General features: G+C 39.1%; 27 protein-coding genes, 1 pseudogene and 2 riboswitches. Of the genes and pseudogenes, 22 read left to right on the forward strand and 6 right to left on the reverse strand.

The features are described 5' to 3' along the window. Positions 1-65 precede the first annotated feature (65 nt). From ACQKMR_RS04690 to ACQKMR_RS04730, 9 genes are all read left to right on the forward strand, one after another. Positions 66-644 carry an ATPase, T2SS/T4P/T4SS family gene (locus ACQKMR_RS04690; protein ID WP_427696235.1) on the forward strand — a complete coding sequence of 193 codons (579 nt, stop codon included), beginning with the start codon at positions 66-68 and terminating at the stop codon, positions 642-644. Next, positions 607-1,152 (forward strand): ATPase, T2SS/T4P/T4SS family, encoded by a 546-nt coding sequence (locus tag ACQKMR_RS04695; RefSeq protein ID WP_427696236.1) that lies wholly within the window; start codon positions 607-609, stop codon positions 1,150-1,152. The genes ACQKMR_RS04690 and ACQKMR_RS04695 overlap by 38 nt, the downstream gene beginning before the upstream one ends. Next, positions 1,100-2,170 (forward strand): competence type IV pilus assembly protein ComGB, encoded by a 1,071-nt coding sequence (gene comGB / locus ACQKMR_RS04700; RefSeq protein WP_427696237.1) that lies wholly within the window; start codon positions 1,100-1,102, stop codon positions 2,168-2,170. Before ACQKMR_RS04695 ends, comGB begins: the two co-directional genes overlap by 53 nt. A 108-nt stretch (positions 2,171-2,278) precedes the next feature. Next, complete coding sequence (comGC, locus tag ACQKMR_RS04705) at positions 2,279-2,587, forward strand: competence type IV pilus major pilin ComGC (RefSeq protein WP_427696238.1); 309 nt, start codon at positions 2,279-2,281, stop codon at positions 2,585-2,587. Then, positions 2,580-3,038, forward strand: a complete 459-nt coding sequence (gene comGD, locus ACQKMR_RS04710) for a competence type IV pilus minor pilin ComGD (protein ID WP_427696239.1) — start codon at positions 2,580-2,582, stop codon at positions 3,036-3,038. The genes comGC and comGD overlap by 8 nt, the downstream gene beginning before the upstream one ends. Then, a complete protein-coding gene (locus ACQKMR_RS04715) occupies positions 3,025-3,363 on the forward strand; it encodes a hypothetical protein (RefSeq protein WP_427696240.1) in 339 nt (112 codons plus the stop codon). The genes comGD and ACQKMR_RS04715 overlap by 14 nt, the downstream gene beginning before the upstream one ends. Beyond that, complete coding sequence (comGF, locus tag ACQKMR_RS04720) at positions 3,311-3,790, forward strand: competence type IV pilus minor pilin ComGF (protein WP_427696241.1); 480 nt, start codon at positions 3,311-3,313, stop codon at positions 3,788-3,790. The genes ACQKMR_RS04715 and comGF overlap by 53 nt, the downstream gene beginning before the upstream one ends. Next, on the forward strand, positions 3,783-4,169 hold the full coding sequence (gene comGG / locus ACQKMR_RS04725; protein ID WP_427696242.1) for a competence type IV pilus minor pilin ComGG: 387 nt from the start codon (positions 3,783-3,785) through the stop codon (positions 4,167-4,169). The genes comGF and comGG overlap by 8 nt, the downstream gene beginning before the upstream one ends. 304 nt (positions 4,170-4,473) lie before the next feature. After that, positions 4,474-4,659: a YqzE family protein gene (locus tag ACQKMR_RS04730; RefSeq protein WP_427696243.1), complete on the forward strand. Its 186-nt coding sequence runs from the start codon at positions 4,474-4,476 to the stop codon at positions 4,657-4,659. A 99-nt stretch (positions 4,660-4,758) separates the two neighbouring features. Here ACQKMR_RS04730 and ACQKMR_RS04735 read toward each other — a convergent pair whose 3' ends face one another. Together ACQKMR_RS04735 and ACQKMR_RS04740 are read right to left on the reverse strand one after the other, a co-directional pair. Further along, positions 4,759-5,556, reverse strand: a complete 798-nt coding sequence (locus ACQKMR_RS04735; RefSeq protein WP_427696244.1) for a YqhG family protein — start codon at positions 5,554-5,556, stop codon at positions 4,759-4,761. Then, the gene (locus ACQKMR_RS04740; RefSeq protein WP_427696245.1) at positions 5,534-7,222 is read right to left on the reverse strand and encodes a DEAD/DEAH box helicase; all 1,689 of its coding nucleotides are present in this window, start codon (positions 7,220-7,222) and stop codon (positions 5,534-5,536) included. The genes ACQKMR_RS04735 and ACQKMR_RS04740 overlap by 23 nt, the downstream gene beginning before the upstream one ends. A 383-nt stretch (positions 7,223-7,605) precedes the next feature. After that, positions 7,606-7,693: riboswitch (glycine riboswitch) on the forward strand. Between the two features lie 3 nt (positions 7,694-7,696). After that, positions 7,697-7,780, forward strand: a riboswitch (glycine riboswitch). Positions 7,781-7,932: 152 nt separating this feature from the next. Between ACQKMR_RS04740 and gcvT the strand changes: the two genes are divergently transcribed. The 3 genes from gcvT to gcvPB are packed head-to-tail and all read left to right on the forward strand — an operon-like array spanning position 7,933 to position 11,854. Next, positions 7,933-9,039, forward strand: coding sequence for a glycine cleavage system aminomethyltransferase GcvT (gene gcvT, locus ACQKMR_RS04745; RefSeq protein WP_427696246.1), 1,107 nt, complete (start codon positions 7,933-7,935; stop codon positions 9,037-9,039). Positions 9,040-9,057: 18 nt separating this feature from the next. Then, on the forward strand, positions 9,058-10,404 hold the full coding sequence (gene gcvPA, locus ACQKMR_RS04750) for an aminomethyl-transferring glycine dehydrogenase subunit GcvPA (protein ID WP_427696247.1): 1,347 nt from the start codon (positions 9,058-9,060) through the stop codon (positions 10,402-10,404). Beyond that, complete coding sequence (gene gcvPB, locus ACQKMR_RS04755; protein WP_427696248.1) at positions 10,397-11,854, forward strand: aminomethyl-transferring glycine dehydrogenase subunit GcvPB; 1,458 nt, start codon at positions 10,397-10,399, stop codon at positions 11,852-11,854. Before gcvPA ends, gcvPB begins: the two co-directional genes overlap by 8 nt. A gap of 177 nt (positions 11,855-12,031) precedes the next feature. On the opposite strand, the gene ACQKMR_RS04760 is transcribed toward gcvPB, so the two are convergent. Continuing rightward, positions 12,032-12,415, reverse strand: coding sequence for a rhodanese-like domain-containing protein (locus ACQKMR_RS04760; RefSeq protein ID WP_427696249.1), 384 nt, complete (start codon positions 12,413-12,415; stop codon positions 12,032-12,034). A gap of 217 nt (positions 12,416-12,632) precedes the next feature. Between ACQKMR_RS04760 and ACQKMR_RS04765 the strand changes: the two genes are divergently transcribed. The 3 genes from ACQKMR_RS04765 to ACQKMR_RS04775 all read left to right on the forward strand — a co-directional run bounded on the left by ACQKMR_RS04765 (position 12,633) and on the right by ACQKMR_RS04775 (position 17,889). Next, complete coding sequence (locus ACQKMR_RS04765; RefSeq protein WP_427696250.1) at positions 12,633-13,469, forward strand: lipoate--protein ligase family protein; 837 nt, start codon at positions 12,633-12,635, stop codon at positions 13,467-13,469. 385 nt (positions 13,470-13,854) lie between these two features. Further along, entirely contained in the window at positions 13,855-16,425 is a 2,571-nt protein-coding gene (locus ACQKMR_RS04770; protein WP_427696251.1) for a vitamin B12-dependent ribonucleotide reductase, read from the forward strand. 213 nt (positions 16,426-16,638) lie between these two features. Then, complete coding sequence (locus ACQKMR_RS04775; RefSeq protein WP_427696252.1) at positions 16,639-17,889, forward strand: MFS transporter; 1,251 nt, start codon at positions 16,639-16,641, stop codon at positions 17,887-17,889. Positions 17,890-17,920: 31 nt separating this feature from the next. On the opposite strand, the gene ACQKMR_RS04780 is transcribed toward ACQKMR_RS04775, so the two are convergent. Continuing rightward, complete coding sequence (locus ACQKMR_RS04780) at positions 17,921-18,106, reverse strand: hypothetical protein (protein ID WP_427696253.1); 186 nt, start codon at positions 18,104-18,106, stop codon at positions 17,921-17,923. Between the two features lie 137 nt (positions 18,107-18,243). Here ACQKMR_RS04780 and splB point away from each other — a divergent pair, with 137 nt between their 5' ends. From splB to ACQKMR_RS04795, 3 genes and pseudogenes are all read left to right on the forward strand, one after another. Beyond that, positions 18,244-19,269, forward strand: a complete 1,026-nt coding sequence (gene splB / locus ACQKMR_RS04785) for a spore photoproduct lyase (RefSeq protein WP_427696254.1) — start codon at positions 18,244-18,246, stop codon at positions 19,267-19,269. Between the two features lie 84 nt (positions 19,270-19,353). Next, positions 19,354-20,235: a patatin-like phospholipase family protein gene (locus ACQKMR_RS04790; RefSeq protein WP_427696255.1), complete on the forward strand. Its 882-nt coding sequence runs from the start codon at positions 19,354-19,356 to the stop codon at positions 20,233-20,235. Positions 20,236-20,550: 315 nt separating this feature from the next. Then, a pseudogene (locus ACQKMR_RS04795) lies at positions 20,551-21,910 on the forward strand (IS1182 family transposase). Between the two features lie 119 nt (positions 21,911-22,029). On the opposite strand, the gene ACQKMR_RS04800 reads toward ACQKMR_RS04795, so the two are convergent. After that, positions 22,030-22,404, reverse strand: a complete 375-nt coding sequence (locus ACQKMR_RS04800; protein WP_427696256.1) for an SA1362 family protein — start codon at positions 22,402-22,404, stop codon at positions 22,030-22,032. Between the two features lie 137 nt (positions 22,405-22,541). After that, positions 22,542-23,492 carry a DUF1385 domain-containing protein gene (locus ACQKMR_RS04805; RefSeq protein WP_427696257.1) on the reverse strand — a complete coding sequence of 317 codons (951 nt, stop codon included), beginning with the start codon at positions 23,490-23,492 and terminating at the stop codon, positions 22,542-22,544. A 355-nt stretch (positions 23,493-23,847) separates the two neighbouring features. Between ACQKMR_RS04805 and ACQKMR_RS04810 the strand changes: the two genes are divergently transcribed. The 4 genes from ACQKMR_RS04810 to efp all read left to right on the forward strand — a co-directional run bounded on the left by ACQKMR_RS04810 (position 23,848) and on the right by efp (position 26,546). Beyond that, on the forward strand, positions 23,848-24,360 hold the full coding sequence (locus ACQKMR_RS04810) for a YqhR family membrane protein (RefSeq protein WP_427696258.1): 513 nt from the start codon (positions 23,848-23,850) through the stop codon (positions 24,358-24,360). Between the two features lie 93 nt (positions 24,361-24,453). Then, positions 24,454-24,900 carry a type II 3-dehydroquinate dehydratase gene (gene aroQ, locus ACQKMR_RS04815; protein WP_427696259.1) on the forward strand — a complete coding sequence of 149 codons (447 nt, stop codon included), beginning with the start codon at positions 24,454-24,456 and terminating at the stop codon, positions 24,898-24,900. Further along, a complete protein-coding gene (locus tag ACQKMR_RS04820; RefSeq protein WP_427696260.1) occupies positions 24,901-25,962 on the forward strand; it encodes a M24 family metallopeptidase in 1,062 nt (353 codons plus the stop codon). It abuts the gene before it with no gap. A 26-nt stretch (positions 25,963-25,988) separates the two neighbouring features. Beyond that, positions 25,989-26,546, forward strand: a complete 558-nt coding sequence (gene efp, locus ACQKMR_RS04825) for an elongation factor P (protein ID WP_034308328.1) — start codon at positions 25,989-25,991, stop codon at positions 26,544-26,546. The last annotated feature ends 146 nt before the right edge of the window (positions 26,547-26,692 follow it).

Raw genomic sequence — 26,692 nt, forward strand, 5'->3', positions numbered from 1 at the left:
TTTTATTTTAAAGGAGGAATTTGTCGTGCAATGTCGAAACACTACTACAAGAAACATAGGAGGTGATGAAAGATTTGATATCGATTGAAAAGAAAGCAGAAAAAATCCTTTCCCGTGCCATTCAATTATCGGCATCGGATATTCACGTTTTACCACGCAGAGAGGGCCCTCTCATTCAATTTAGGATTGACAATAAGCTCGTTCCTCAGGAAACATTGTCATTCTTTGAAACGGAACGACTGATCTCCCATTTAAAGTTCCTTGCCGCAATGGATATAGGTGAGAAAAGAAGACCTCAGAGTGGTTCAATTACCGTCAATTTAGCAAAAAAAGTGGTTGGACTTCGCCTTTCCACATTACCAACTGCACATCTCGAAAGTTTGGTCATCCGCCTGATTCCCCAGCAGAATATCCTTCCTCTAGAACAGTTATCCCTATTTCCAAACACCGTTCAAAAACTGGTTGCTCTTCTGAAACATTCCCATGGCATGCTCATATTTACCGGTCCGACTGGTAGTGGGAAAACCACGACATTATACTCCCTGCTTCATCATTCAAAAGAAATGATTAACCGGAACATCATTACACTTGAAGATCCCATTGAAAATGTGTCAGAAAAGGTTCTACAAGTTCAAATTAATTGAAAAGGCAGGAATTACGTATTCTGTTGGTCTAAAAGCTGTGCTTAGGCATGATCCCGACGTGATTATGGTCGGTGAAATCAGGGATTCCGAAACAGCAAAAATTGCAGTTCGCGCTGCATTAACGGGTCATTTAATTCTCACAACCATGCATACAAGGGATGCACAAGGAGCTATCTCTAGGTTGCTCGAATTTGGAATCAGCTTGCTTGAGATAGAACAGAGTTTGATTGGTGTGACGGCTCAACGGCTGGTTGAACTAACATGTCTGCAATGTAAAGAGGTTTGTACATCTGGTTGCCAAATGATTGCTCGTAATAAAAGGGCAAGTGTGTATGAACTACTTTATGGAAAAAGCTTGGCAGAAGTATTGAAGCTGACGAGAGAGGAAAAAGGGAAGGGGACGGTCTCCTACCGCCAATTAAAGGATGAGATAGGAAAAGCGGTGGCAATGGGCTATGTGGATTCACATGAATTTGAACGGCTGGTATACGATGAAGGCAAAAAGTAAATGGAGGATAAAAGAACAAGCTGTCTTTATCTCGAAGCTGGGGGAATTATTAAGTCATGGCTATCCCTTAGCCGAGGCGATACATTTTCTGGAGTTTCAGGAATCAAAGAAGAAAGCTGAGGATTTTACTAGAGCTATTCAGGATTTAAGGAACGGACATCCGCTGCATCAAGTGTTAACCCATCTTAATTTTCATCCACAGCTTGTAAGCTATATATTTTATGGAGAACAATGCGGTGACCTCAATCGGGCGTTGATAGAAGGAGGTAGATACTGGAAGAAAAGAACAGAAGATTTGGATAAGGTGAAAAAGTTGATGGTGTATCCAATTTTCTTATTCTTTTTTGTGAACATCGTGTTTTATATCCTGCAGAGTGTCCTCCTTCCAAAATTCCAGACAATCTTTTTTACGATGAATGTTGAACAGAATATCATCCTGAAATTACTGGTAGCCTCTTCAGTTATTCTTCCTGTCGTCCCCTTTATCTTACTCGCATTGCTTCTTTTCTTTTTTTTACTCAAACAATTTTGGTTTAACAAGTTATGTCCCTTAAGGCAGCGAAGAATATTAATAAACATTCCGCTCGTAGGTACATTCATTAAGTTATATGAAACGTATTTTTTTACAAGCCAATTCAGTGGCTTACTCTCTGGAGGGCTTTCCATTAACGAGAGCATCAAATTATTCTCCATAAATCAGCAACAGCCTTTTTACCAGAAGCTTTGCTCAATTATCAAAGATGATTTAATTGAAGGCAGATCGCTAGAAATGATTTTTCAGGAACTGCCTTACTTTGATAGAAATTTATCATTAATAGCCGCAAATGGTCAAAAGTACGGCAGGCTTGATTCAGAGTTACTTCATTACAGTCGTTTTTTGCTAGAGAAAATTGAAGAAAGAATGAATTCAATTTTGAAAATCATTCAGCCTCTTATGTTTTCATTGATCGGCCTGTTGATTGTTTCCATTTATTTAGCAGTCTTACTGCCAATGTTTTCTCTGCTCGAAGGGATATAGAATATTCTTAATAAATTCTGGAGGTGAATCTGCGCTGGAATAATTTTGGGAATAGAATAAGTGTATGAAATTCCTCATCTATTTTCATGTTTTTGGCAGCAGAATGATATGAAGAAAATGTTGAATGAAAGAGGTTTTACATTAATTGAAATGCTTATTGTTTTGCTCGTAATATCCATTCTTTTAATTATTACAATCCCAAATATAACAAAGCATCAATCGACGATTCACTCTAAAGGATGTGAAGCGTTTGTTAAGATGGCTCAAGCACAGGTTCAAGCCTATGAAATAGATAATGGCAAACTTCCTGCGAATATTGATGAATTGGAAAGTCAAGGGTACCTTAAACAAAAATCATGCCCGAATGGGGATGGTATTAGTCTGGATAACAAGGGAAAGGTTACGGTAATTGAGTAGCAGCAAATTGATTGTGCGGCCTTCCTGTGGAGGTTATACACTGTCAGAAACCCTCGTCGTCCTCGTTATTTTTGTACTGCTAAGTGGCATCGGTCTAAATTTATATCCAAGCTTCATTAAAGGAATGGAAAATAGGATATTCATTTCTCAACTGAAAGAGGACATTTTCTATGCGCAGCAGTATGCCATCAGCCATGAAAGTCTGATTTACCTTCATATGGATAATACGAATAGGATTTACACGGTAACATCCTATAAGGAGGGGGTTGTGCTTGAGAGGAGCATACCAAAGGATATACAGTTCTTAAGTGGAACATTAGGACTTTCGTTTCATTTTAATCAGTATGGAAATGCTTCAAAAGCAGGGACGATGATGATTGATACGACAAAAGGGAAGTACAAGTTAGTCCTTAATATCGGTAAAGGGAGGTTTAGGATTGAGAAACAGTAGAGGTTATGTCTACTTAGAAATGATAGCCGCTTTTTCTTTATGTATATTCTTGGTCATTTCGATTCTGCCGATACTGGAGGAGATAATGACCAATCGGAAAAATGTTGTCTTAAGAACAGAAGCCCACTATTTGTTATATGAAAGATTGACCGCTTTCATGGATGGGGAGGTAAATGCTGTCGACCAGGAAATCCATTTCCAGAAAAGATTGTATGAACTAACATGGAAGGACCAGAGGGATTTTCCAGGTATGATTGAAGGATGTGTACGATATGAAAATGCAGTCGGTAAATCAGAATCCATTTGTGATGCTGCGAAAAAATGATGGCTTTACAATAATTGAAATGCTTTTTTCTTTAATGATATTAATGACCACATCTATTTTCATCTTACAACTTTTTTCAATTATTCACACCCAGTTAGAATCAAAAGACAAATTGCATCCTAAAGAGTGGGAAATCTTTACGATGCAAATGCAACAGGAGGTCAGGGGTGCTAAAAGTCAGGATGTAATAGATAATAAATTATATTTACTTTCAGGTGACCAGTTATCTTTTATTGAACAATATGAGGATAAGCTCCGCAGGCGAGTGAATGGAAAAGGTCATGAGGTCATCCTGCAGAACATTTCAAAATTCCAGGTTGAGAAGGATGGTAACGTCATTGTGTTAAATATAACGGATAACGCGGGAAATACTGTTATTCGTAGGTTTCATCCTTTCTTTAAAAGTGAGTCGAAAGATGATGAATAATCAAAAAGGGGTCGTTTTCCCGATGGTCATGATTGTAGCGAGTGTTTTTATCATGTTCACGATATTAATGATCGATCAATTTATCATCGATAAAAAATTTTATAAAGAAGTGGAAGAAACGCTTGTAGCCGATCATCTAGTGCATCTAGCCGTTAATGAGGTGACAGCTGAGTGGGGTGAAGAGATACCGAAGAACCTTCAGGGGGATATCTCATATCCCAATGGTGATGTCCATTATATATTAACGAAACAAGATGCACGTTATGCCTTTATCGAATTTGCTTCCTCGACTAAAAATAACCGAGTTGGTAGAATCATTATTCAATATGACAAAGAATTAGGTAGAGTTATAGAATGGATAGAAAAACAGTCAGTGTAACACGGATGAAGTCAACCTGAGGTGCGGATTCAGTGATATGGAATTAGTAGATTGAAAATACTCCATTGTGATAACTATGTCAGTAACAAGTGGAGAAGGGATTCAGGAAGGATGAAAACCGTTTTTGGCTAACTGAGTATGAGGATATCGAACGGAATGATTTTTTCAATGATAGGGTTGCCTATATGAAAAGTCAGAGCTTACCATGATACAACAAGCAGATCCAAATAGTAACCATCTCGGGTAAACTTGAAAGAATAAAAGAAGCATAAACGGGGCATGCTTTATTAAAGGGTGATATTGTATGTCTACAAATGCTTATATCAAATATCTTACACAGCAGCTTGTCGAATATTTTAATTTGACCAAGAAAGAACGGAAAGAAAAACGCCGTCATCGGAAAGAGGATAAAAGTCATGGTGTGTCCCACTGGTTTGGTATTGTCCCTTTCGCTTTGTCGATGTTTGTAAGAAAAAAAATCAAAAAATAAAACAGATGTCCTAAGCTTTGGGACATCTGTTTTTTTGTTTAGTCAGGCAAATATAGCTAGGCATTTGTAGTAGAGAAGTCATTTTTGAAAAAAATCCATTTATCCTAACGCTCTATCTGATAAGTAAAATAAACCGCCATTGATGATTGATATTAGAATATTTGGTTCATATTGGGCCTGTAATGCCTGTTTTTCAGTGAAATAACTTTCGCTTTTTTCATCCATATCCTTATAAAAATGCTCCAATAAATTTAAGTCATTCTGCCAGCGCTCTATGGCTTCTTCCGCCCAAGAATGGTCATCGTTCTCGAAACTGGTTCGGATATATGTATCAAGTCTTGCTAACCCACTTTTTGGCATGATTAACGGTGAGAGGGTGAAGGAGTAATCCGGTATCTTCGGTGTGACCTTAACCGGTAAAACACGATTGTGAAATCCTTCCATGATCTCTCCGGAGATTAAATTCAATCCGACAGACATAAAGATATCTTTTTTTCGATCACATTGATAAGATATTTTCACATTTAGTGTTAGCCAGGGAAACAATGGATTATGCCCGCCATTTGATGGAAGTGTATCCTCGAAAAGTCTAGTATATCCAGCCAGCCTTTTTGTTGATTCGATAATTTGACGGAGACGGGGCGAACCAAAGTGAATTCGTTCTCCTTTCATATTGGGTGGAGCCTGTTCAGGATCGGTAATGAAAGTAATCTGTGCTGGGTTTGGAATCCCGCCCGTTTTTTCGAGATAATGCCAATAAAAGGGACGGTTCATTAACTCTTTATCCATTTCAATCGTCAGTTGAACAGTAATATGGGATGGGGTATTTTCTAGTACTTCACAATCATTAGCTTCAAAGAAAGTTATTAAAAAATTATGAATTTCCTGTTGCTGCATGAATCTCACCTTCCTTCATAGCTTGAGCGAATTGAATCATGGATGAAAAATTATCCATCTTAATTTTCATTTCACCCTCTGTTCTTGACTCACCGACCACGTCAATTAAATATTCTTCGATGTTGCTAATATCCAGCTTCGTTAAAATATCATCCAATTCACCAATTACTTTTTCAAACAAATGGATTTTTTCATATAATAATTTCAAAATATGTTCTTCAACTGTATTTTTCGTTGCAAAGTTATAAATCATGACATCTTCTTCCTGACCAAGTCGGTGAATCCGTCCAATTCTTTGTTCAAGTCTCATTGGATTCCATGGCAGGTCAAAATTAATCAAGTGGTGGCAAAATTGAAGGTTTATTCCTTCCCCACCAGCTTCGGTAGCAATTAAAACCTGAATCTGCTTTTGGAATAATTCTCTCATCCAGTCTTTTTTTCCACGCTTAAATCCGCCGCGGAAAGGAACCGAGGAAATTCCATTCTGTTGTAAATACCACTGTAAATATAGCTGAGTAGCTCTGTATTCCGTAAAAATAATCACTTTGTCATCAATTTTCTTGATGAGTTCTAAAGCTTTTTCAGCCTTGGAGTTTTGTACCGTTTCATTTACCTTCTCAAACAGCTCATCCAGCTTTGCTAAGAAGTCAGGGGAAGGCTGTTCATATTTGGCTTTCATGTTTTTCAATGTATAAAAAACGGCTTCTCTGCTGCTGCATGCTTCTCTTTGGAGCGTGAGTGCTGAAAAAGAACTTCCCTTCGCCCTATCTGAAACAGGCTTAAATTTGGAAACAGCGTCGTACAAGGCTTGTTCAGTTGGAGAAAATTCAATGATGATTGTTTCCACCTGCCTTTTGGTCCATTCAATTCCAGTATCAGCCCGTCGGTTCCGAATCATTACAGTATTGACGAGTTCCTTTAGATGCTCATCCTCAATAATATTACGGCCTTTGCCTTTATATTTCTCAGAAAAGAGTGTTGCATTTCCCAGGTGCCCCGGTTTTAATAACGAAACTAGATGGAAAATTTCTTCGACTTTATTTTGAATTGGCGTAGCTGTCAGCAGTAAACAAAATTTCTTTTTCAGATTTTGGACAAATTCATAGTTCTTCGTTTTATTATTTTTAAGTTTATGAGCTTCATCAATAATGATAAAGTCATATTCCTGATTAAAAATGATATCTCGATGCGGAGCGCGTTTCGCTGTATCAATGGATGATATAACAACATCGCATGATTCCCACACATAACTTTTTCTTTGAACAACAGCCGGAATATGAAACTTGGTATTCAATTCAAAAGACCATTGACTTACAAGTGAAGCGGGTACAAGGATTAATACTTTTTTAACAAGACCTCGGATCATGTATTCTTTTAGAATCAAGCCAGCTTCGATTGTTTTACCGAGACCTACTTCATCAGCTAAAATGGCTTTTCCATTCATCTTTTCAACTACCTGCTTTGCTGCTTCCAATTGGTGGGGAAGCGGGGTGAGCTGTGGAAGATGCTTGGGTGCCTGTAAACCTTCAAAATCAGGAATAATGAGGTTTTCTTCCATTTGAACAGCCAATTTATAAAGCTCCCAATTTCCCCATGGACCGTCATTTTCCATCTTTTGTAGAAACCCGTCATTCCAATCAGAACTGAAGGATATATTAATTTTCATTGAAACTACTCCTTCTAAAATCATAATTTTCTTATTTAGGGTTGAAACCCGAACATTTTATATGTGTAGTAAGAAAAATATTTCTCTGTAAAAAGATATTGCAGAGAAAAGTTTCTTAAGGTAGGATGTAAGTATATTTAGAAAATTCCAATTTCCCAAACGCTTAAAAGAAGCGTCCATTTTTCTGAATGTAGCGTTTTTAATAGTATGGGCAACCGGCTCCTACTTTATCCCAGATTAACAGACTAGAGATCATTCATTAAGTTCCCCGAAGTTTTAAGGAGAGTTGGTAGAGAACGCATTTTGTAAATGCACAGAGGTTTTACTAACTATCAGTAGGAATTATTTACTTTCCTAATTGGTGGAGACACATTTATATGCGGGTGAAGATAAGGGGAGAGACTACGAATGTAGCGCCGAAGGAGCAAACTTAGCAGTGAATCTCTCAGGCAAAAGAACTCTTATTGGACGCAACTCTGGAGAGCGCCGCTCGTTGCAGGACGGCCACCAAAGGGGAAAACCTATTATATAGGTAAACTTTCAGGTTTCAGGACAGAGAAAAAGCTCTATAGGGCTTTCTCTGTCCTTTTTTGTGCCCTTTTTTCCTCATTATGAACAGGATGAGAAGTATAAGAAGATCTGATTGAATGGAAAGAAGATTTTAGAAAAGAAAGCAAAGTACATTTAAAAAATATAAGGGGGGTCATTTTTTGACCAATTTAAAAAGAACGCCACTATTTGAGGTTTATCGTGAATGCGGAGGAAAAACAATCGATTTTGGCGGCTGGGAACTTCCTGTTCAATTTTCGGGTATCAAGGACGAACATGAAGCAGTTCGTACAAAAGCTGGCTTATTTGATGTCTCCCATATGGGTGAGGTTGATGTAAAGGGACCAGGGAGTCTTTCCTTTTTACAAAAAATGATGACCAATGATGTATCAAAGCTAAAACAGGGTGGTGCAATTTATACGGCTATGTGTTATGAAAACGGCGGTACGGTTGACGATCTTATCATTTATAAAAGAGCAGAAGATGACTATCTGCTCGTGGTCAATGCCGCCAATACAGAAAAAGATTTTAACTGGCTTCAAGCTAATTGTTCAGAGGATGTCCAACTTTCGAATGTATCAAGCGATTATACACAGTTGGCATTGCAGGGACCTCTTGCAGAGAAAATATTACAAAAACTATCTAATGATACACTTTTGAGTGAAATTGGCTTTTTTAAATTCAAGGAAAATGTCCTGATAAATGGGCTTTCCACGATCGTTTCACGTACAGGATATACGGGTGAAGATGGTTTTGAAATATATAGCCGCAGTGAAAATGGCCCGGCCCTTTGGAGAGCTATTCTTGATGCAGGAAAAGAAGAAGGGATACAGCCGATAGGTTTAGGGGCACGTGACACACTCCGCTTTGAAGCTAAACTTCCGCTTTATGGACAGGAGCTTTCACCGGATATTACCCCAATTGAAGCCGGGATTGGTTTTGCGGTTAAAGTGGATAAGGAAGCCGACTTTTTCGGGAAAGCCGTTCTAGCTGAACAAAAGGAAAATGGGGCACCACGTAAGCTTGTCGGAATTGAAATGATTGACCGAGGCATTCCTCGTCATGGTTATAAGGTATACAGTGGGGATAAAGTCATTGGTGAAGTTACGACTGGCACTCAATCACCAACCTTGAAGAAAAATGTAGGATTGGTACTTATCGATAAAGACTATTCGGTGATGGATTTGGAAGTCGAAGTGGAAATTCGTTCAAAACGATTGAAAGCCGTTATTATACAAACACCTTTTTATAAAAAACCACGTAAATAGAGAGGAATGGTCATTAAGATGAAACATCGTTACTTACCCATGACAGAGCAGGATAAACAACAAATGCTGGAGGTAATAGGGGTCCCTTCTGTTGAGAACCTTTTCAACGATATTCCTGAAAGTGTCCGTTTTCAAGGCGAATATGACATTAAACCAGCTAAATCAGAGCCAGCCTTAATGAAAGAATTATCAAAACTTGCGGCCAAGAATGCTGATCTTAAAAACTATGCTTCCTTTCTTGGTGCGGGCGTGTATGACCATTATTCACCGGTCATCGTCGATCACGTTCTATCCCGTTCGGAGTTTTATACAGCCTACACTCCTTATCAGCCGGAAATTTCACAGGGGGAGCTTCAGGCCATTTTTGAATATCAAACGATGATTTGTGAAATGACCGGAATGGATGTAGCTAACTCCTCCATGTATGACGGAGGGACGGCATTAGCGGAAGCAGCGATGCTTGCATCCGGTCATACACGACGTAAGAAAATTCTCATTTCAGCTGCAGTACATCCTGAATCAAGGGAAGTCGTTAAGACGTATGCGAAAGGTCAGCGAGTAGAAGTCATTGAAATTCCATTTAAAGATGGTGTGACAGATCTAGCCGCCTTAAAGGAATTGGCAAAAGATGATATTGCGGGAGTCATTGTCCAATATCCAAACTTCTTTGGACGTATTGAACCGTTGAAAGAAATGGAAGAAATCATTCATGATGTGAAATCCATGTTTATCGTTTCGAGTAACCCTCTTGCACTAGGTGCATTGACACCCCCAGGTGCCCTTGGAGCTGATATCGTAACAGGCGATGCTCAGCCATTCGGTATTCCAGCAGCTTTTGGCGGACCTCATTGCGGATACTTTGCGGTCACGAACAAACTTGTTCGAAAAGTGCCAGGTCGTCTCGTCGGGCAAACAGTGGATGAAGATGGTAAACGGGGATTTGTACTGACACTTCAAGCTCGTGAGCAACACATTCGTCGTGACAAGGCAACATCCAATATCTGTTCCAATCAGGCGTTGAATGCTTTAGCAGCTTCTGTTGCGATGACCGCACTTGGGAAAAAGGGTGTCAAAGAAATGGCTGTTAATAATATTCAAAAAGCCTATTATGCGAAAAAAGCTTTAAAGGAAAAAGGAATAGAAGTGGTGTTTGAAGGACCTTCGTTTAATGAATTTGTCATTAAATTGCCGGCTCCTTACCAAGAAATTAATCAAAGTCTTTTTGATAAAGAAATGATCGGCGGCTTCGACTTAGGGACTGTTTATCCACAGTTGAAAGACCATATGCTTGTGGCTGTAACAGAACTTAGAACAAAAGAAGAAATTGATGCACTTGCGCAGGAATTGGGGGATCAACATGAATAATCAAGATCAATCACTCATTTTTGAAATCAGTACGTCCGGTCGAATCGGGTACAGTCTACCGGAAATGGATGTTGAAAAAATTTCGCTTGAAGAGATTTTTCCTGCCGAGTACATCCGTCAAGAAGAGGCTGAGCTTCCAGAAGTATCGGAATTAGATATCATGCGTCATTATACGGCTTTATCCAAACGGAATCACGGGGTGGATTCGGGCTTTTATCCACTCGGTTCTTGTACGATGAAGTATAACCCGAAAATAAATGAAAATGTGGCGCGTTTTAACGGTTTCGCCCATATCCATCCATATCAAGATCCGGCGACTGTGCAGGGAGCCTTGGAACTATTATTTGACTTGCAAGAACATTTAACAGAAATCACAGGGATGGATCAAGTGACTTTACAGCCAGCAGCAGGTGCACATGGTGAATGGACAGGGTTAATGATGATTCGCGCCTTCCATGAAGCGAACGGTGATACAGCACGGACGAAAGTGATTGTTCCTGATTCGGCACACGGTACGAATCCAGCTTCCGCCACTGTTGCGGGACTGGAAACGATTACGGTAAAATCTGATGAAAATGGCTTAGTTGACCTTGAAGATTTAAAGCGCGTGGTAGGTTCGGATACGGCGGCTTTAATGCTGACGAATCCCAATACGCTAGGATTGTTTGAAGAGAATATTTTGGAAATGGCAAAACTTGTCCACGATGCTGGTGGGAAGCTTTATTATGACGGGGCCAATCTTAATGCAGTCTTATCTAAAGCCCGCCCAGGTGATATGGGCTTTGATGTGGTCCATTTAAATCTCCATAAAACATTTACAGGTCCACATGGCGGCGGTGGTCCGGGTTCTGGTCCTGTCGGAGTAAAATCGGATTTGATTCCCTACTTGCCTAAACCACTCGTGGTCAAACGAGATGAGCAATTTATGCTGGATTATGATCGCCCGCAATCCATCGGAAGAGTTAAACCTTATTACGGAAACTTCGGAATAAATGTGAGGGCTTATACGTACATTCGTTCAATGGGTCCTGATGGTCTTAAGGCTGTCACGGAGAATGCGGTCATCAATGCGAATTATATGATGCGTAGGTTGGAACCATATTTTGATTTACCATATAATCGTCATTGTAAGCATGAATTTGTGCTTAGTGGCCGCCGGCAAAAGAAGTTGGGCGTCCGAACACTCGATATTGCCAAAAGATTACTAGACTTCGGCTATCATCCACCTACTATTTACTTCCCGTTGAACGTGGAAGAAGGAATGATGATAGAACCGACTGAAACGGAGTCAAAGGAAACTCTCGACGCGTTCATTGATGCGATGATTCAAATAGCTAAGGAAGCGGAAGAAACTCCGGAAATCGTACAGGAAGCGCCACATACAACAGTTATTAAAAGGCTGGATGAAACACTTGCTGCAAGAAAACCAGTCCTCCGTTATCAAGCTTAATAGCCTAAATAAAAATCCCCGCCATCAGAGCGGGGATTTTTATTTTTTATATGTATAGAGAATGACCGGCTGGAAATGAATATACCATAAGACATAATAAGCAATAAGACGGCATTTCATTTCAATTTTTAGAATGATAGCTTTTTAATTAAAAAGAGCCCATGCGGAGATGGGTTCTTATTTCTTTGCTTTAATTTTACCGGTCCACATTTTGAAACCGCCTTTTAGATGAAACAGTTCTTTGTAGCCTTTTTTGTATAGCATGGCTGCAGCTCTTCCGCTGATGATTTCGCTTTGAGCGTACAAGTATACAGGCTTGTCCGGTCTAATTTCAACCAGGCGAGTTTTCATTTGTGTCATAGGGATGTTTCTTGCGCCTAAGATATGACCATTATCAAATTCATTTGGTTCCCGCACATCGATTAGTTGTACTTTTCTGTAGTTAGCAATAAATTCATCCTGTGTTAACGTTTTAACGATTTTACGCTGGCGGTACCAATTAAAAAGTGAATACGCAATAACCGCTCCTATGATGATGAGCAGTGTATATAATAATTCCAAACATAAAAACTCCCTTCTACCTAACGAATACAGACAATCTTTATTATATAATTGCTTTAACTAATAATCAAAAAATATTTTCGTAAAATTCTTTATCGACTTAATAGTACTTTCTTTTTTAGAGTGTTAAAGTCTGTTAAACTACTACATGTGAGTTTTTTTTATGACGGAATTACTGACCTACTTTAAAGCAGTCTACATGAAATGAGGGGTAAGGATGACAAAAGAAAAATGGGGATTTATAGATTCAGGATATTGTTCACCGGCTTTTAATATGGCGATGGACGAAGCTCTTTTAAACTGGCAGAGTAAAGGGGAAATACCACCGATTATACGCTTTTACGGTTGGGACCCAGCTACATTGTCGATTGGTTATTTTCAAAAGGCAGAATCTGAAATTGATATAGCAGAAGTTAAAAGGCAGGGCCTTGGTTTTGTTCGCAGACCAACAGGAGGACGTGCGGTACTGCATGAACATGAATTAACCTATAGTGTAATTGTTCCAGAATCCTATCCGGGAATGCCTAATACCGTTACAGAAGCATATCGGGTCATTTCTGAAGGCATATTAATGGGATTTAGAAATCTTGGACTAGATGCTTCCTTTTCCGTACCTCGAACCGAAGAGGAAAAAGCGGCATTAAAAACACCAAGATCTTCGGTTTGCTTTGATGCGCCAAGCTGGTATGAATTGGTTGTTGAGGGCCGGAAGGTAGCTGGCAGTGCACAAACAAGGCAAAAAGGTGTAATCCTTCAGCATGGGGCAATTTTACTTGAGCTTGATGAGGACAAGCTTTTTAGTGTATTTAAATTCTCCAATGATAGGGTTAAAGAAAGAATGCAAAAAAATTTAAAAAACAAAGCTGTGGCCATTAATGATATTGCTGGAAGAAAGATTACCATCCCTGAAGCAAAAGTTGCTTTTGAAAAAGGTTTTGCAGAAGGGCTGTCCATTGATTTAGAGCCATACGTCCTCAATGAAAAACAGTTGCTAGAGGTAAAGACCCTTGCTGAAAGTAAATATGAAAGTGATGAATGGAATTTTTTGAGATAGAGGAAGCAGGATGATTAGAATAGATAATAAAAATGTTCAGATTTGTGTAAACAAATAAGCTTTTCCTTGCAACTATAAGCACTAACAAGGATAGGGAAAAAGCAAGGTTCAAATTAATTGAAATCTGATGAAAAATTATTATAAATCGACATTTTCCTCCCTATTACTAACTATATTAATTGATTTATCGTTTGACAAAATTAAAAGTTAATCAACGTAAACACAATATATAGTAGTCGAAATATTTATTGCGACACTATATATTGATTTTTGAGTTTCACTATGATAAATTTAGGGTAACTTGTTAAGCGAAACGGACATGTAAGACTACATATAGATTTTTGCAGCAAGAACGGATCTTGAAACATATAAAGGAGAGGGAATTATGTCGGTTGTAATAAAAGAAGCTTTAAAGGTTGATCTAGAAAGGTTGAATAAGGATATTTCTTTATTTCCCCAGGTCCATCCTGTAACAGCTGATATGAAAATGACGCATAAAGGCGTGTCCCGTCTAGTTATGCTTGACCGCTATTCTTTTAAGGATACTGAAAAAATTACGCTATCGACTGGCGATTTTGTAGTATTGACGATTAAGGAAGATCCGAAATTTCCTGCACGGGGTCTTGGTTACATCGTTGAAATAGATTGGGAAACGAAAAAAGCTAAGGTATTAGTGGATGATGAATTCCGCGGAGCATTAGATAACCCGGAAGAAGTGGAAACTGGGATTGTAAATCGGCCGCTTGATATCATTGAAAAGCCGCTTGAAATATACTATGAACAAATTGCAAAACGTAATGCTACGGGATTGGCTTCAGTGGAAACGACTGAAGAAAAAAGAACGGAATGGTTCAATAAGTTCTATGAAGAATTAAAGAACCTTAATTTTGTCCCTGCAGGACGTGTATTATATGGAGCTGGTTCTAACACGGATGTTACTTATTTTAATTGCTATGTAATGCCATTTGTTCCGGATTCACGCGAAGGAATTTCCGAACATCGAAAGCAAGTCATGGAAATCATGAGCCGCGGAGGCGGTGTAGGTACGAACGGATCGACACTTCGTCCAAGAAACACGTTGGCAAAAGGGGTAAATGGAAAATCCTCCGGTTCAGTTTCATGGCTTGATGATATTGCGAAATTGACCCATCTTGTTGAACAGGGCGGAAGCAGACGCGGTGCACAAATGATTATGCTTGCGGATTGGCATCCAGATATTGCTGAGTTCATTATTTCGAAAATGCAAAATCCACGGATTCTTCGCTACTTAGTGGAAAACACAAAAGATGAAGCCATCAAAAAATATGCTACGGATAAATTAAAATTCACACCGCATACCGAACAAGAAACGGCTATGTACCAAGGTATTATCAACTATAAAGAGATTCCGGGTTTAGGCGGATTTAGCGAGAAAATCATTAGAGAGGCCGAGGAAAAGGTTCGTACAGGCGGAACGTACAGTGTCCATAATGCTGATTTTCTAACAGGCGCCAATATCTCGATTTGCTTGACTAAGGAATTTATGGAAGCTGCCGAAAAAGATGGGGAATATGAATTGCGTTTCCCGGATGTTGAAAGCTATAATGCTGAAGAAATGGCGATTTATAATGAAGAATGGCACAATGTCGGTGATGTACGCCAGTGGGAAAAAATGGGCCGGAAAGTTCGTGTTTACCGTAAAATCCGAGCTAAAGAGCTTTGGAACTTAATTAATATTTGTGCTACTTATTCTGCAGAGCCGGGTATTTTCTTTATTGATAATGCTAACGAGAAAACAAATGCAAAAGCATACGGACAACAAGTTGTAGCAACGAACCCATGTGGTGAACAGCCACTGGCTCCATACTCAGTATGTAACCTAGCAGCAGTCAATTTAGCAGAAATGGCTGATAAAGAAAACAAAACCGTAAACTTTGAGAAACTTAAGAAGACCGTAGAAGTGGGTGTGCGTATGCAGGATAACGTCATTGACGCAACCCCTTACTTCTTAGATGAAAACAAGAAACAAGCACTCGGCGAGAGACGGGTTGGTCTTGGTGTAATGGGTCTACATGATTTGTTAATCTATTGTGAAACGGAGTACGGATCTGAAGAAGGAAATATCCTGGTAGACAAGGTGTTTGAAACGATTGCAACTACAGCATACAGGACTTCAGTAGACCTCGCTAAAGAAAAGGGCAGTTTCCCGTTCCTAATCGGGTCAACTGATGAAGAAACCAATGAGCTTAGAACGCGTTTCACTCAAACAGGATTTATGGAAAAAATGCCAGAAGATATCAGAGACAGTGTTGCTGAACATGGTATCCGTAACTCTCACTTATTGACAGTTGCTCCTACAGGCAGCACAGGTACGATGGTTGGGGTATCAACTGGTCTTGAACCATATTTCTCTTTCACTTATTTCCGCAGCGGTCGTCTTGGTAAATTCATTGAGGTTAAGGCTGACATCGTACAGGAATACTTGGAACGTCATCCAAAAGCGGATCCAGAAAAGCTTCCGAAATGGTTCATTTCTGCAATGGAATTGGCTCCTGAAGCTCATGCTGATGTTCAATGCATTATTCAACGCTGGATTGACAGCTCGATTAGTAAAACGGTTAACGCTCCTAAAGGATATACCGTTGAACAAGTTGAAAAAGTATATGAACGTCTATACAAAGGCGGAGCAAAAGGCGGTACGGTCTATGTAGATGGAAGCCGTGACAGTCAGGTACTTACGCTTAAAGCAGAAGAAAACCAAATGGATGAGCAACTTGAAATGGATGAATTAACAGATGTGGAAGAAAAGAAAAAAGTCGTATTAGTTGATACGATAAATGAACTGCGTTCGACGAATGTTACGATTGGGTCGGAAGTAGGTAACACCTGCCCAGTTTGCCGTAAAGGTGAAGTTCAGGAAATGGGTGGATGTAATACATGCACGAATTGTGGCGCACAATTAAAATGCGGCCTATAAGCTTAATTTAAGAAAGGCGTTAAGGTACAGCTGAAAAGCTGATCTTAACGCCTTTTTTTTGCAGATCTTTGAGTGTTTATTCAATATTTTGAGCTTTTAAATTTAAGATTACCTTTTATTGGTTTATAAACAAGTAATTGTTATTAGTTCTCATGAAGGCTTTCCTTGATATATGGTTAAACTACAAAGTATTAACTATGATGGGGTGTATGAATGGAAAATCAGAAATGCGATAATACGAAGGTAAGTGCTTGGTGTATTGTAAGCATGGCTTCGATTCCGCTCGTCATGACACTAGGAAATTCTATGCTTATTCCCGTGTTGCCGGTTTTTGAAGAAAAAGTGAATATAACATCTTTTCAGTCGAGTATGATAATCACCAGTTATTCAATCGCTTCCATTTTTCTAATTCCAGTAGCAGGTTACTTGTCTGATCGCATTGGAAGGAAAAAAGTTATTCTACCAAGCCTAATTTTAGCTTTGATAGGTGGTTTGATTGCTGGTTTTGTTTCTTGGAAGATGGACAATCCGTATACCTGGATTATCATGGGCCGTGTTCTTCAAGGGATTGGTGCGGCTGGGGCAACTCCAATCGTCTTGCCATTAGTAGGTGACCTTTATAAAGCGGATGATGAGAAAACAAGTTCCTGTTTAGGCATAATTGAAACATCGAATACCTTCGGGAAAGTGTTAAGTCCGATTTTAGGATCCTTATTCGCTTCACTTATTTGGTTTTTACCGTTCTTTTCTATTTCTTTTTTTAGTTTAATTTCAATTGTTCTCGTTTTTTTCTTTATAAAAGTACCAAAGAATAATCATGCACCAGTAAAGTTCAAAGAATTTTTAAATAAAACGAAAGTAACGTTTGAGGAGGGAGGGAAGTGGCTTTCCGTTGTATTCTTATTGGGCGTGTTTGTCATGCTTGTTCTTTTTGCAGTGCTATTTTTTTTATCGGAAAGTCTAGAAAAATTACATGATTTAAAAGGCGTTAAAAAAGGCTTTGTCTTGGCCATCCCTTTGTTCTTCTTATGTATTTCCTCTTATGTGGCAGGAAGGAAAATTAAAGGAAGCATACCGTTGATGAGAAAGATTATATTGATTAGCTTAATATTAATGTCAGGAAGTGTAGTTTTTGTCGGCTATACGAAGGAAAAAATGATGTTGCTGCTTATTATTACAAGTTTATTAGGAATCGCGATTGGCGCTATGCTGCCGACTTTGGATGCGCTTATTACTGAAAATATTGAAAAGACACAGCGGGGAACAATTTCCTCTTTTTATAGTTCTGCACGGTTTATCGGTGTTGCAGCAGGACCACCACTCATGTCAGTTTTAATGAAAAACCATTTAAATATGAGTTATATTATTGCCGGGATATTGGGTATAATCTTGCTTTTCCTTTCTTTTAAACTCCTTAAAGAAAATACAATGAAAATGAATACAGCAGAGAAGACCGAGTCTTAGGATTCGGTCTTCTCTGCTGTATTGGCATTTGTCAGCCATTTTCATTTTGCTGGGCAATTTCCTTTTCGGCCAAGTATTGGTTTCCATCCTTTAACACCGAGAATTGATCGACAGAGTCACCAGGGATATTCCGGGAATTGGGATATTTATTATCTGTTTGTACGGTAATTACTTGTTTACCCATGCCATTTGTTAAGAAGTTTTGCTTTTTAGCCATATCGCATCTCCAATCTTTGAATTTACCAATTAGAATCAATCATGAGGATAACTAAATTAAGAAAAACTATCCTTATAGGTTAGATTGTCTAGTTTGAATAAAAGTATGAACAAATCCATAAAAGAATGGAGAACGAAATGAAACCATTTATGCCACAGTTAGTATATATCGAGCCCAGGGCATTGGAATACCCGCTTGGCCGGGAATTGAAAAAGAAATTCGAGGATTTGAACATTGAAATCCGTGAGACCACATCACATAACCAAATTAGGGATCTTCCTGGAGAAAATGATCTGCAAAAATATCGTGTCGCCAAGTCGACGCTTGTGGTGGGCATCAGAAAAACATTGAAATTCGATTCTTCAAAGCCATCTGCTGAATATGCCATCCCTCTTGCTACCGGGTGTATGGGGCATTGTCATTATTGTTATTTACAGACGACACTCGGAACAAAGCCATACATTAGGACATATGTGAATCTCGAGGAAATTTTAGATTCAGCCGAAAAATATATCAATGAGAGAAAGCCTGAAATTACTCGTTTTGAGGCGGCCTGTACTTCAGATATCGTCGGAATTGATCATTTGACACATTCGTTAAAAAGGGCTATAGAATATTTTGGGAAAAGTGAATATGGGGTTTTAAGGTTCGTAACTAAATTTCATCATGTCGACCACCTGTTGGATGCTGAACATAATGGAAAAACGAGATTTCGGTTCAGTATAAATTCACGTTACGTAATAAAGAATTTCGAGCCCGGAACTTCGAGTTTCGAGGAAAGAATGGAAGCGGCATGTAAAGTAGCAGGTGCCGGATATCCCCTAGGTTTTATCGTAGCTCCAATATATCGTCATGAAGCATGGAAAGAGGGCTACCATGAATTATTCGAACGGTTAAGTGAGGCGTTAAAAGGGGTGGATATCCCGGACTTGACTTTTGAACTAATCCAGCATCGATTTACTGGTCCTGCTAAAAAAGTAATTCAAAAAAACTATCCGAAAACAAAATTGGAACTGGACGAAACGAAGCGCAAGTATAAATGGGGCCGATATGGAATTGGCAAATATGTTTACCAAACCGAAGAAGCCGCAGAACTGGAAACGACCATTCGTGGGTATATAGCAAAATTTTTTCCTAAATCGGAAATTCAGTATTTTACCTGATGAAAGGTTGTTTCTATATAAATCAGTCATAAATCGCTCTAATCCTGCTTAAAAATGTAAAGACCGGATTAGAGGAGGGCAGCAATGATTATTGACGGCGTTTTTTCCGGAGGCGGGATTAAGGCATATGGTTTAGTAGGAGCCCTGCAGGAATTGGAGGAGCGTGGATTTATATTTCAAAGGACAGCTGGAACAAGTGCAGGCTCCATTATAGCAGCTTTTATAGCTGCTGGTTATACAGGAAAAGAAATGGAAGAGGTTTTTCTTGATATAGAATTAAGTAGCCTGCTGGATAAGAGGCGGGCCCTATTGCCTATCCCACTTGCCAAGTGGCTACTTGTTTATTGGAAGTTAGGTTTATATAAAGGGGATGCCTTAGAAAAATGGGTTGCCGGTAAACTAGCAGAAAGGAATGTAGTCACCTTTAATGATGTTCCACCAAATTCTCTCCGTATTATTACCTCTGACATTACAAATGGGAAATTGGTAGTGCTCCCTGATGATTTACCGAACTATGGAATCGATCCAATCACTTTTCCAGTGGCCAAGGCAGTAAGAATGAGTTGTAGCATTCCATATTTTTTCGAACCAGTAAAGCTGAATGTTGGGAAAAGTACGTTTGTATTTGTTGATGGAGGCGTGTTAAGCAATTTTCCAATGTGGTTATTTAATTCAGACCATGTAAGAAAGGAACGGCCTGTCATAGGTTTGCGTCTTAGTGCAGATGAGATATGGAAGCCGCACGAAGTGGATAATGCGGTTGAATTGTTCTCTGCACTATTCAAGACGATGAAAGATGCCCATGATGCTCGTTATATTTCCAAGAAACATGTTCAGAATATTGTATTTATCCCGATGAAGGGGATCTCCGCGATGGATTTCAACTTGAATGATGAAAAAAAAGGAGAGTTAATGAATCGTGGTCGTCAGGTTACTAGAGAATTCTTAAAGCATTGGACATATTAAAAGGAAAAAATCGGGCTCTTAAAAAGAAGCCCGATTCAGACTGTAGACAAACTCGATGAAAATCGAGTTTGCCTACAGTTTTTTTATGGCTTGTACAATTTGAACGTTGATTTCCACTCCAGGCACTCGCTTTCCGCGGGCGGTCCGGGAGCCTCCTCGGCTTGCGCCTGTGGGGTCTCCCCTAGACGCGCTTTTCCCGCAGGAGTCTCGCACCTTCCGCTCCAATCAACTTTGTTATAAAATTTAGATAGAACATCTTTTGTCTACAGTCTTTTTTGTTTTAAAATGGAAGTATTAAAACTTGAGGTGATGAGGATGCTTTCTAAACATGATTCTATTCAGCGAGATCAACTTGAAATGATTACTTTAGATCAACTGGTGCCAGCGAACCATTTGGTTCGAAAAATTGAAGCCGCCATTGACTTCTCTTTCATTTATGACTTGGTGAAGGATATGTATTCAGAGGTAGGACGCCCAAGTATTGATCCAGTTATTTTAGTTAAACTGACATTCATTCAATATACCTTCGGTATTCGCTCGATGCGTAAGACCATTGAAGAGATAGAGACGAACATGGCCTATCGTTGGTTCTTAGGTTACGGCTTTCATGATAAAGTACCTCACTTCTCTACCTTTGGAAAAAACTACGAGCGTCGCTTTAAAGATACAGACCTGTTTGAACAGATTTTCTACCGTATATTAAAGGCTGCTACGGAGAAAAAGTTAATCAGTGCAGAACACGTTTTCGTTGATTCCACACATGTGAAGGCGAATGCGAATAAGCGCAAATTTGAAAAGAAAATCGTTAGGAAAGAAACACGTGCTTATCGGGAACGTCTTCAAAGTGAGATTAACCAAGACCGCGAAGACCACGAAAAAAAGCCAATCCCTCCAGAAAAGTTTGATAAGGAAGAAGAGAAAGAAATTAAAGAAAGTACAACCGATCCAGAGAGTGGATACTACGTCAAAGACGAACGTACAAAACAGTTTGCCTATTCATTCCATGCTGCCTCAGATCGAAACGGTTTTGTAGTCGGCACGATTGTAACACCAGGTAACACACATGATAGTAATATCCTAGAGCCACTAGTGGAAAACGTGATTAGAAGAGTTGGAAAACCTGAAGCTGTTTGCCGCAGATGCAGCTTATAAAACACCTGCGATTACGAGATACTTATTTGAAAAGGAGATTACACCTGCCTTACCATATACACGACCACGCACAAAAGAAGGATTCTATCGTAAACATGAATATGTTTACGATGAATTCTTTGACTGTTACCTTTGCCCGGCAGGTGAATCCTTAAAGTATTCTACAACCACTAAACAGGGCTATCGTGAGTACAAATCACCGAAACACATTTGTGCAACGTGTCCTTTTTTAGCACAATGTACCGAAAGTAAAGATCATCAAAAAGTAGTGACACGTCACATTTGGCAAGAATATGTGGAAGAAGCAGATCATCTTCGCCATCACGAAGATATAAAACCAATTTATGCGAAACGCAAAGAAACAATTGAACGAGTATTCGCAGATGCAAAAGAAAAGCATGGCATGCGTTGGACAACGTTAAGGGGACTTAAAAAATTGTCGATGCAGGCGATGCTTACTTTCGCTGCCATGAATTTAAAGAAGATGGCCAACTGGACTTGGCGAGGGCCAGAAATGGCCTAAATAATGACCTCGGAGAGGTCAACTATTCTCTATAACTGCTTCAAATCCAATAAAAAATCAAAAAGGTTTCGAAATGAGACCATTCCGAAACCTTTTTGTCTACAATCTGAATCGGGCTCTTAAAAAGAAGCCCGATTTTTCTTTTTATTCTTTTTCCCTTCGATGACGGTTAAGTGACTATCTGATTTCTTTCTCACTTTTATTCTTTTAGACGATTTTGCTGCAGAGAAGCTAGCCACATTATCCTTTTTCGAAGTTCGGTTCTTTAGCCTTTTTTTCGATTGGCGTGCAGCCTTTCGAAATGCCTGTTGCTCTTTTTTTACTGGTTTTCCCTTTGTTAATCCGGTATAAATCATATAAATAATCCCTGCGACAATGGCAATTATAAGAATGTTTCTAAAAAAGCCAATCGGGTCATTAAACAGTCGGCTCATTAGTCCGAGGACTCCGAGGGCGATGATTCCGTATATCATGAATGATATGAAACGTTTCAACAAAGACACCTCCTTAAGAGCATCATAAGCATTTTTAGCTTATTTTAAACATTATTCATGTAAAATAATTGAAAAAAATGAAGATTATTCTCTTTATTCAGTATATGATTTTTTATAATCATATTGTGATAGATGTTTTACACAATAACATCCGTTTCTAAACCTTGTTCTGTCCTTTTTTCCAACTTTAACAGTTCATTGAAGGAAGCCAATGCCACTTCGACCTGATCGTCTGAAGGAGCTTTTGTAGTCAATAATTGAAGCCAAAGACCAGGATAACCAAGGTAACGCAGAACAGGAATATCTCTCACTTTGTTAGTCAACTGCAATACCTCGAAGGAAATGCCGAGTACGACGGGAATAAGTAACACCCGATCCACGACACGTAACCATAAAGGGTCGGTTGGGACGAGCATATAGACAAACATACCAACGATGACAGTAAATAAAATAAAGCTACTGCCACAACGATAATGAAGCCGTGAACTTGCCTGCACATTAGCGACGGTCAATTCTTTCCCGCTTTCAAAACAATTAATCACTTTATGCTCTGCGCCGTGATATTGAAAGACTCGCTTGATTAATGGCGTCATGGATACTACGTAAATGTAAATGAGCAGTAATATCAGCTTAAATAAGCTTTCCATTAGAACCTGCGCCATATGACCAGGAAAAATAGGTCTTGTCAATTCGGCAAGAAAGACTGGAATCAGGGTAAACAGCAATTTACCAAATAAGAAGGAAAGGACCCCGATAACGGCAACTCCAAGCCATACACTTAGTTTTGAAGATTCCCTTGATTCTGTTTTCTTTTCTTCTTTCTTTTCCCCTTCTTCTTCATACTGCTCTGTGGAAAAGTTTAGATGTTTTGAGCCGGTTGCGCTCGACTGAATCAGTGAGACAATTCCCCGTAAAAACGGTATTTTTTTTAAGCGATTGACAGCAGGCTTTGATTCACGTGGTAAATGGTAATACACAATCGTTGAATCTTTGCGGCGGACAGCAGTGACTGTGTGGTGTCTGCCGCCAAACATGACGCCTTCCACAACAGCCTGCCCTCCATAAACAGGTTTTTGAACCTCAGACATTTCTACACCAACCTAATAGTTATTCACGTAGCTCTCTCATGGGTGCTATCATGTTTATTATCAAGTATGCACAAGGTATAAGACCCTATAGGACCGTCCTCTCAAAGATCAATTGAGGAATAAATGGAGGCCTATTCCTTGCAGATACTTTATGAATGATGAATCGCAGGAAGGAAGTATCCTGTATACATATAAACTTCAACAGAGGATGGATATAATCCTCTGAAAAAAGTACATTATTTATGTTTTTATCATACAGAATAAATCCAAAAACCTCTAGTAAATCTCCTCACTACAGATAAAATAAAATAGTTCTATTTAACAACGGACATACTACGTAACGGAGGTGTTTGATATGTCTTCTAATGAAAAAGGACAAAATCAACCGGAAAATGAAATCTTGTTAATCAACAATGTATTAGCTATCGGTTTTGTTGGAGGGCTCATTGCCAGTTTTGCCGGAATAATAGCACATTATGTTAATTTTATGGAGTTTAGCCCTAAATTTATACTTACTTCTTGGTCAAATATGGCATGGATTGATCGCTGGCTTGGTACGATGATGACCATGCTCGTCTTCGGAATTCTGTCAGTGGGGATTGCTTTAATATACTATGGACTTTTTAGAAAAATGAAAAGTACTCTTACAGGCGTTTTTTTTGGTGCTGTTTGCTGGGTTATGCTGATATTTGTCTTAAAACCTATGTTCTCTGATTTGCCAACCTTTTCAAAAATGTCTTCAAATTCCATTTTGACTAGTATCTGTATTTCTATTTTATACGGTCTTTTTATCGGATATTCTATTTCTTACGACCATCAGGAGTATATTCGCCAAAAAAGAGGTGCTGAAAATCAGTCAAGAAGCTGAACGCCTGAGTTGTAAAAAAGTAGTAAGACAATTTGTAATTATGATAGAATGATCATGGAAAGCATTCTTTTAATTATGAGCAGGTGTTTGATAATGACAAAAATCCTATTAATTAACGGTCCGAATTTAAATCGCTTAGGGAAACGTGAGCCTGCGCATTACGGGTCTTCGACGCTTTTGGATGTGGAAACTCTATTACAACAGCAGGCTCAAGGGTTAAATGTAGAAATTGCTTGTTTTCAATCTAACCATGAAGGAGCGATTATCGATAAGCTCCATTGGTCAGAAGATCATGGGATAGACGGAATTATTATTAATCCAGGTGCATTTACTCATTATAGCTATGCGATTCGCGATGCAATTGCCGGAATCGATGTTCCAGTTGTAGAAGTACATATTTCGAACATCCATGCCCGTGAAAGCTTTCGGCATGAATCAGTTACCGCACCGGTGTCGGCGGGACAGATTGTCGGCTTGGGGACACACGGATATGAATTGGCTTTGCAGGCGATTACAAAGATTGCAAAGGGGAGAAATTAAATGAATAAACTGAAACGTTTAAGAGCCTCAATGGAAAAGGCGGGCATTGATGGTTTTTTGATTACCAGTACATATAACCGCCGATACATGACCAATTTTACTGGAAGTGCCGGTGTTGTTTTAATTTCCCAAAAAGAAGCTAAATTCATCACTGATTTCAGATACGTAGAACAAGCGGGCAAACAGGCAGCAGACTTTGAAATTGTTCAACACAAGGGGACAATTATTGAAGAAGTCGGTAAACAGGCTAAAGAGATGAATATTAGCATACTCGGCTTTGAGCAAGATCATCTGACTTTTGCGACATATAAGGCATATGAAACGGTGGTTGAAGGACAACTTTTGCCGGTGTCAGGAGCAATTGAGAATTTACGCTTGATAAAGACCTCATCAGAGATTAAGATATTAAAGGAAGCGGCTGCTATTGCTGATGCTGCCTTTACACATATTCTGGATTATATGCGCCCAGGAATTTCAGAGCTGGATGTGTCCAATGAGCTTGAATTCTTTATGAGGAAACAAGGGGCCACCTCTTCTTCCTTTGATATTATTGTTGCTTCTGGTAAAAGATCTGCTCTTCCGCACGGAGTGGCTACGAATAAAATCATTGAAAAAGGCGATTTTGTCACATTAGATTATGGGGCGTACTATAACGGATATGTGTCTGATATAACTCGGACATTAGCAGTTGGTCAGCCAAGTGAAGAACTTATTAATATTTATGACATTGTTTTAGAAGCCCAACTGCGTGGCATGGCCGGGATAAAACCTGGGATGACAGGCAGGGAAGCGGATGCGCTAACTCGTAATTTAATTGAAGAAAAAGGATTTGGACAGTATTTTGGACATTCAACAGGACATGGAATTGGTCTTGAAGTTCATGAAGGTCCTGCATTATCCTTGAGGTCTGATATCATTCTAGAACCAGGTATGGCTGTTACCGTTGAGCCGGGTATTTATTTACCGGGAGTTGGCGGAGTACGGATTGAAGATGATACAATCGTTACAATAGAAGGTAACGAAGCACTTACACATTCATCAAAAGAGTTAATCATTCTGTAAACATGTACATGTAGGAGGACAATTTTATGATTTCTGTAAACGATTTTCGCACAGGTGTTACAATTGAAGTAGATAATGGAATTTGGCAAGTTATCGAGTTCCAACATGTTAAACCAGGTAAAGGCGCTGCCTTTGTACGTTCTAAGCTTCGTAATCTTCGTACAGGGTCCATCCAAGAGAAAACATTCCGTGCGGGTGAAAAAGTGGCGAAAGCACATATTGAAAACCGCAAAATGCAGTACCTTTATGCAAGCGGAGATAGTCATGTCTTTATGGATAACGAAACTTACGACCAAATCGAGCTACCAGCTTCAAGTATTGAACGCGAATTAAAATTCTTGAAAGAAAATATGGAAGTACATATTATGACTTTCCAAGCCGAAACACTTGGTGTCGAGCTTCCTAATACAGTTGAACTTGAAGTTGCAGAAACAGAGCCGGGTATTAAAGGCGATACATCTTCAGGTGGAACAAAATCAGCTGTACTTGAAACAGGACTTTCAGTTCAAGTTCCATTCTTCATCAACCAAGGTGACAAATTATTGATCAATACAAACGAAGGTTCATACGTATCACGTGCATAATTAGAAGAAGTCCGAGATTATATCTCGGGCTTTTTTTTGTCTTTTTTCATTCTCTTTTAGGTATGACTTTTTCTATAGTGAGGGATTGAAAGTTAAGAAGTTCTTAAAAGGGATCACTAAAAGGCCAGTTTCTTTATTAGCTTGTC

Source organism: Peribacillus sp. NPDC096540 (assembly GCF_050278525.1).
Taxonomy (GTDB): Bacteria; Bacillota; Bacilli; order Bacillales; family DSM-1321; genus Peribacillus.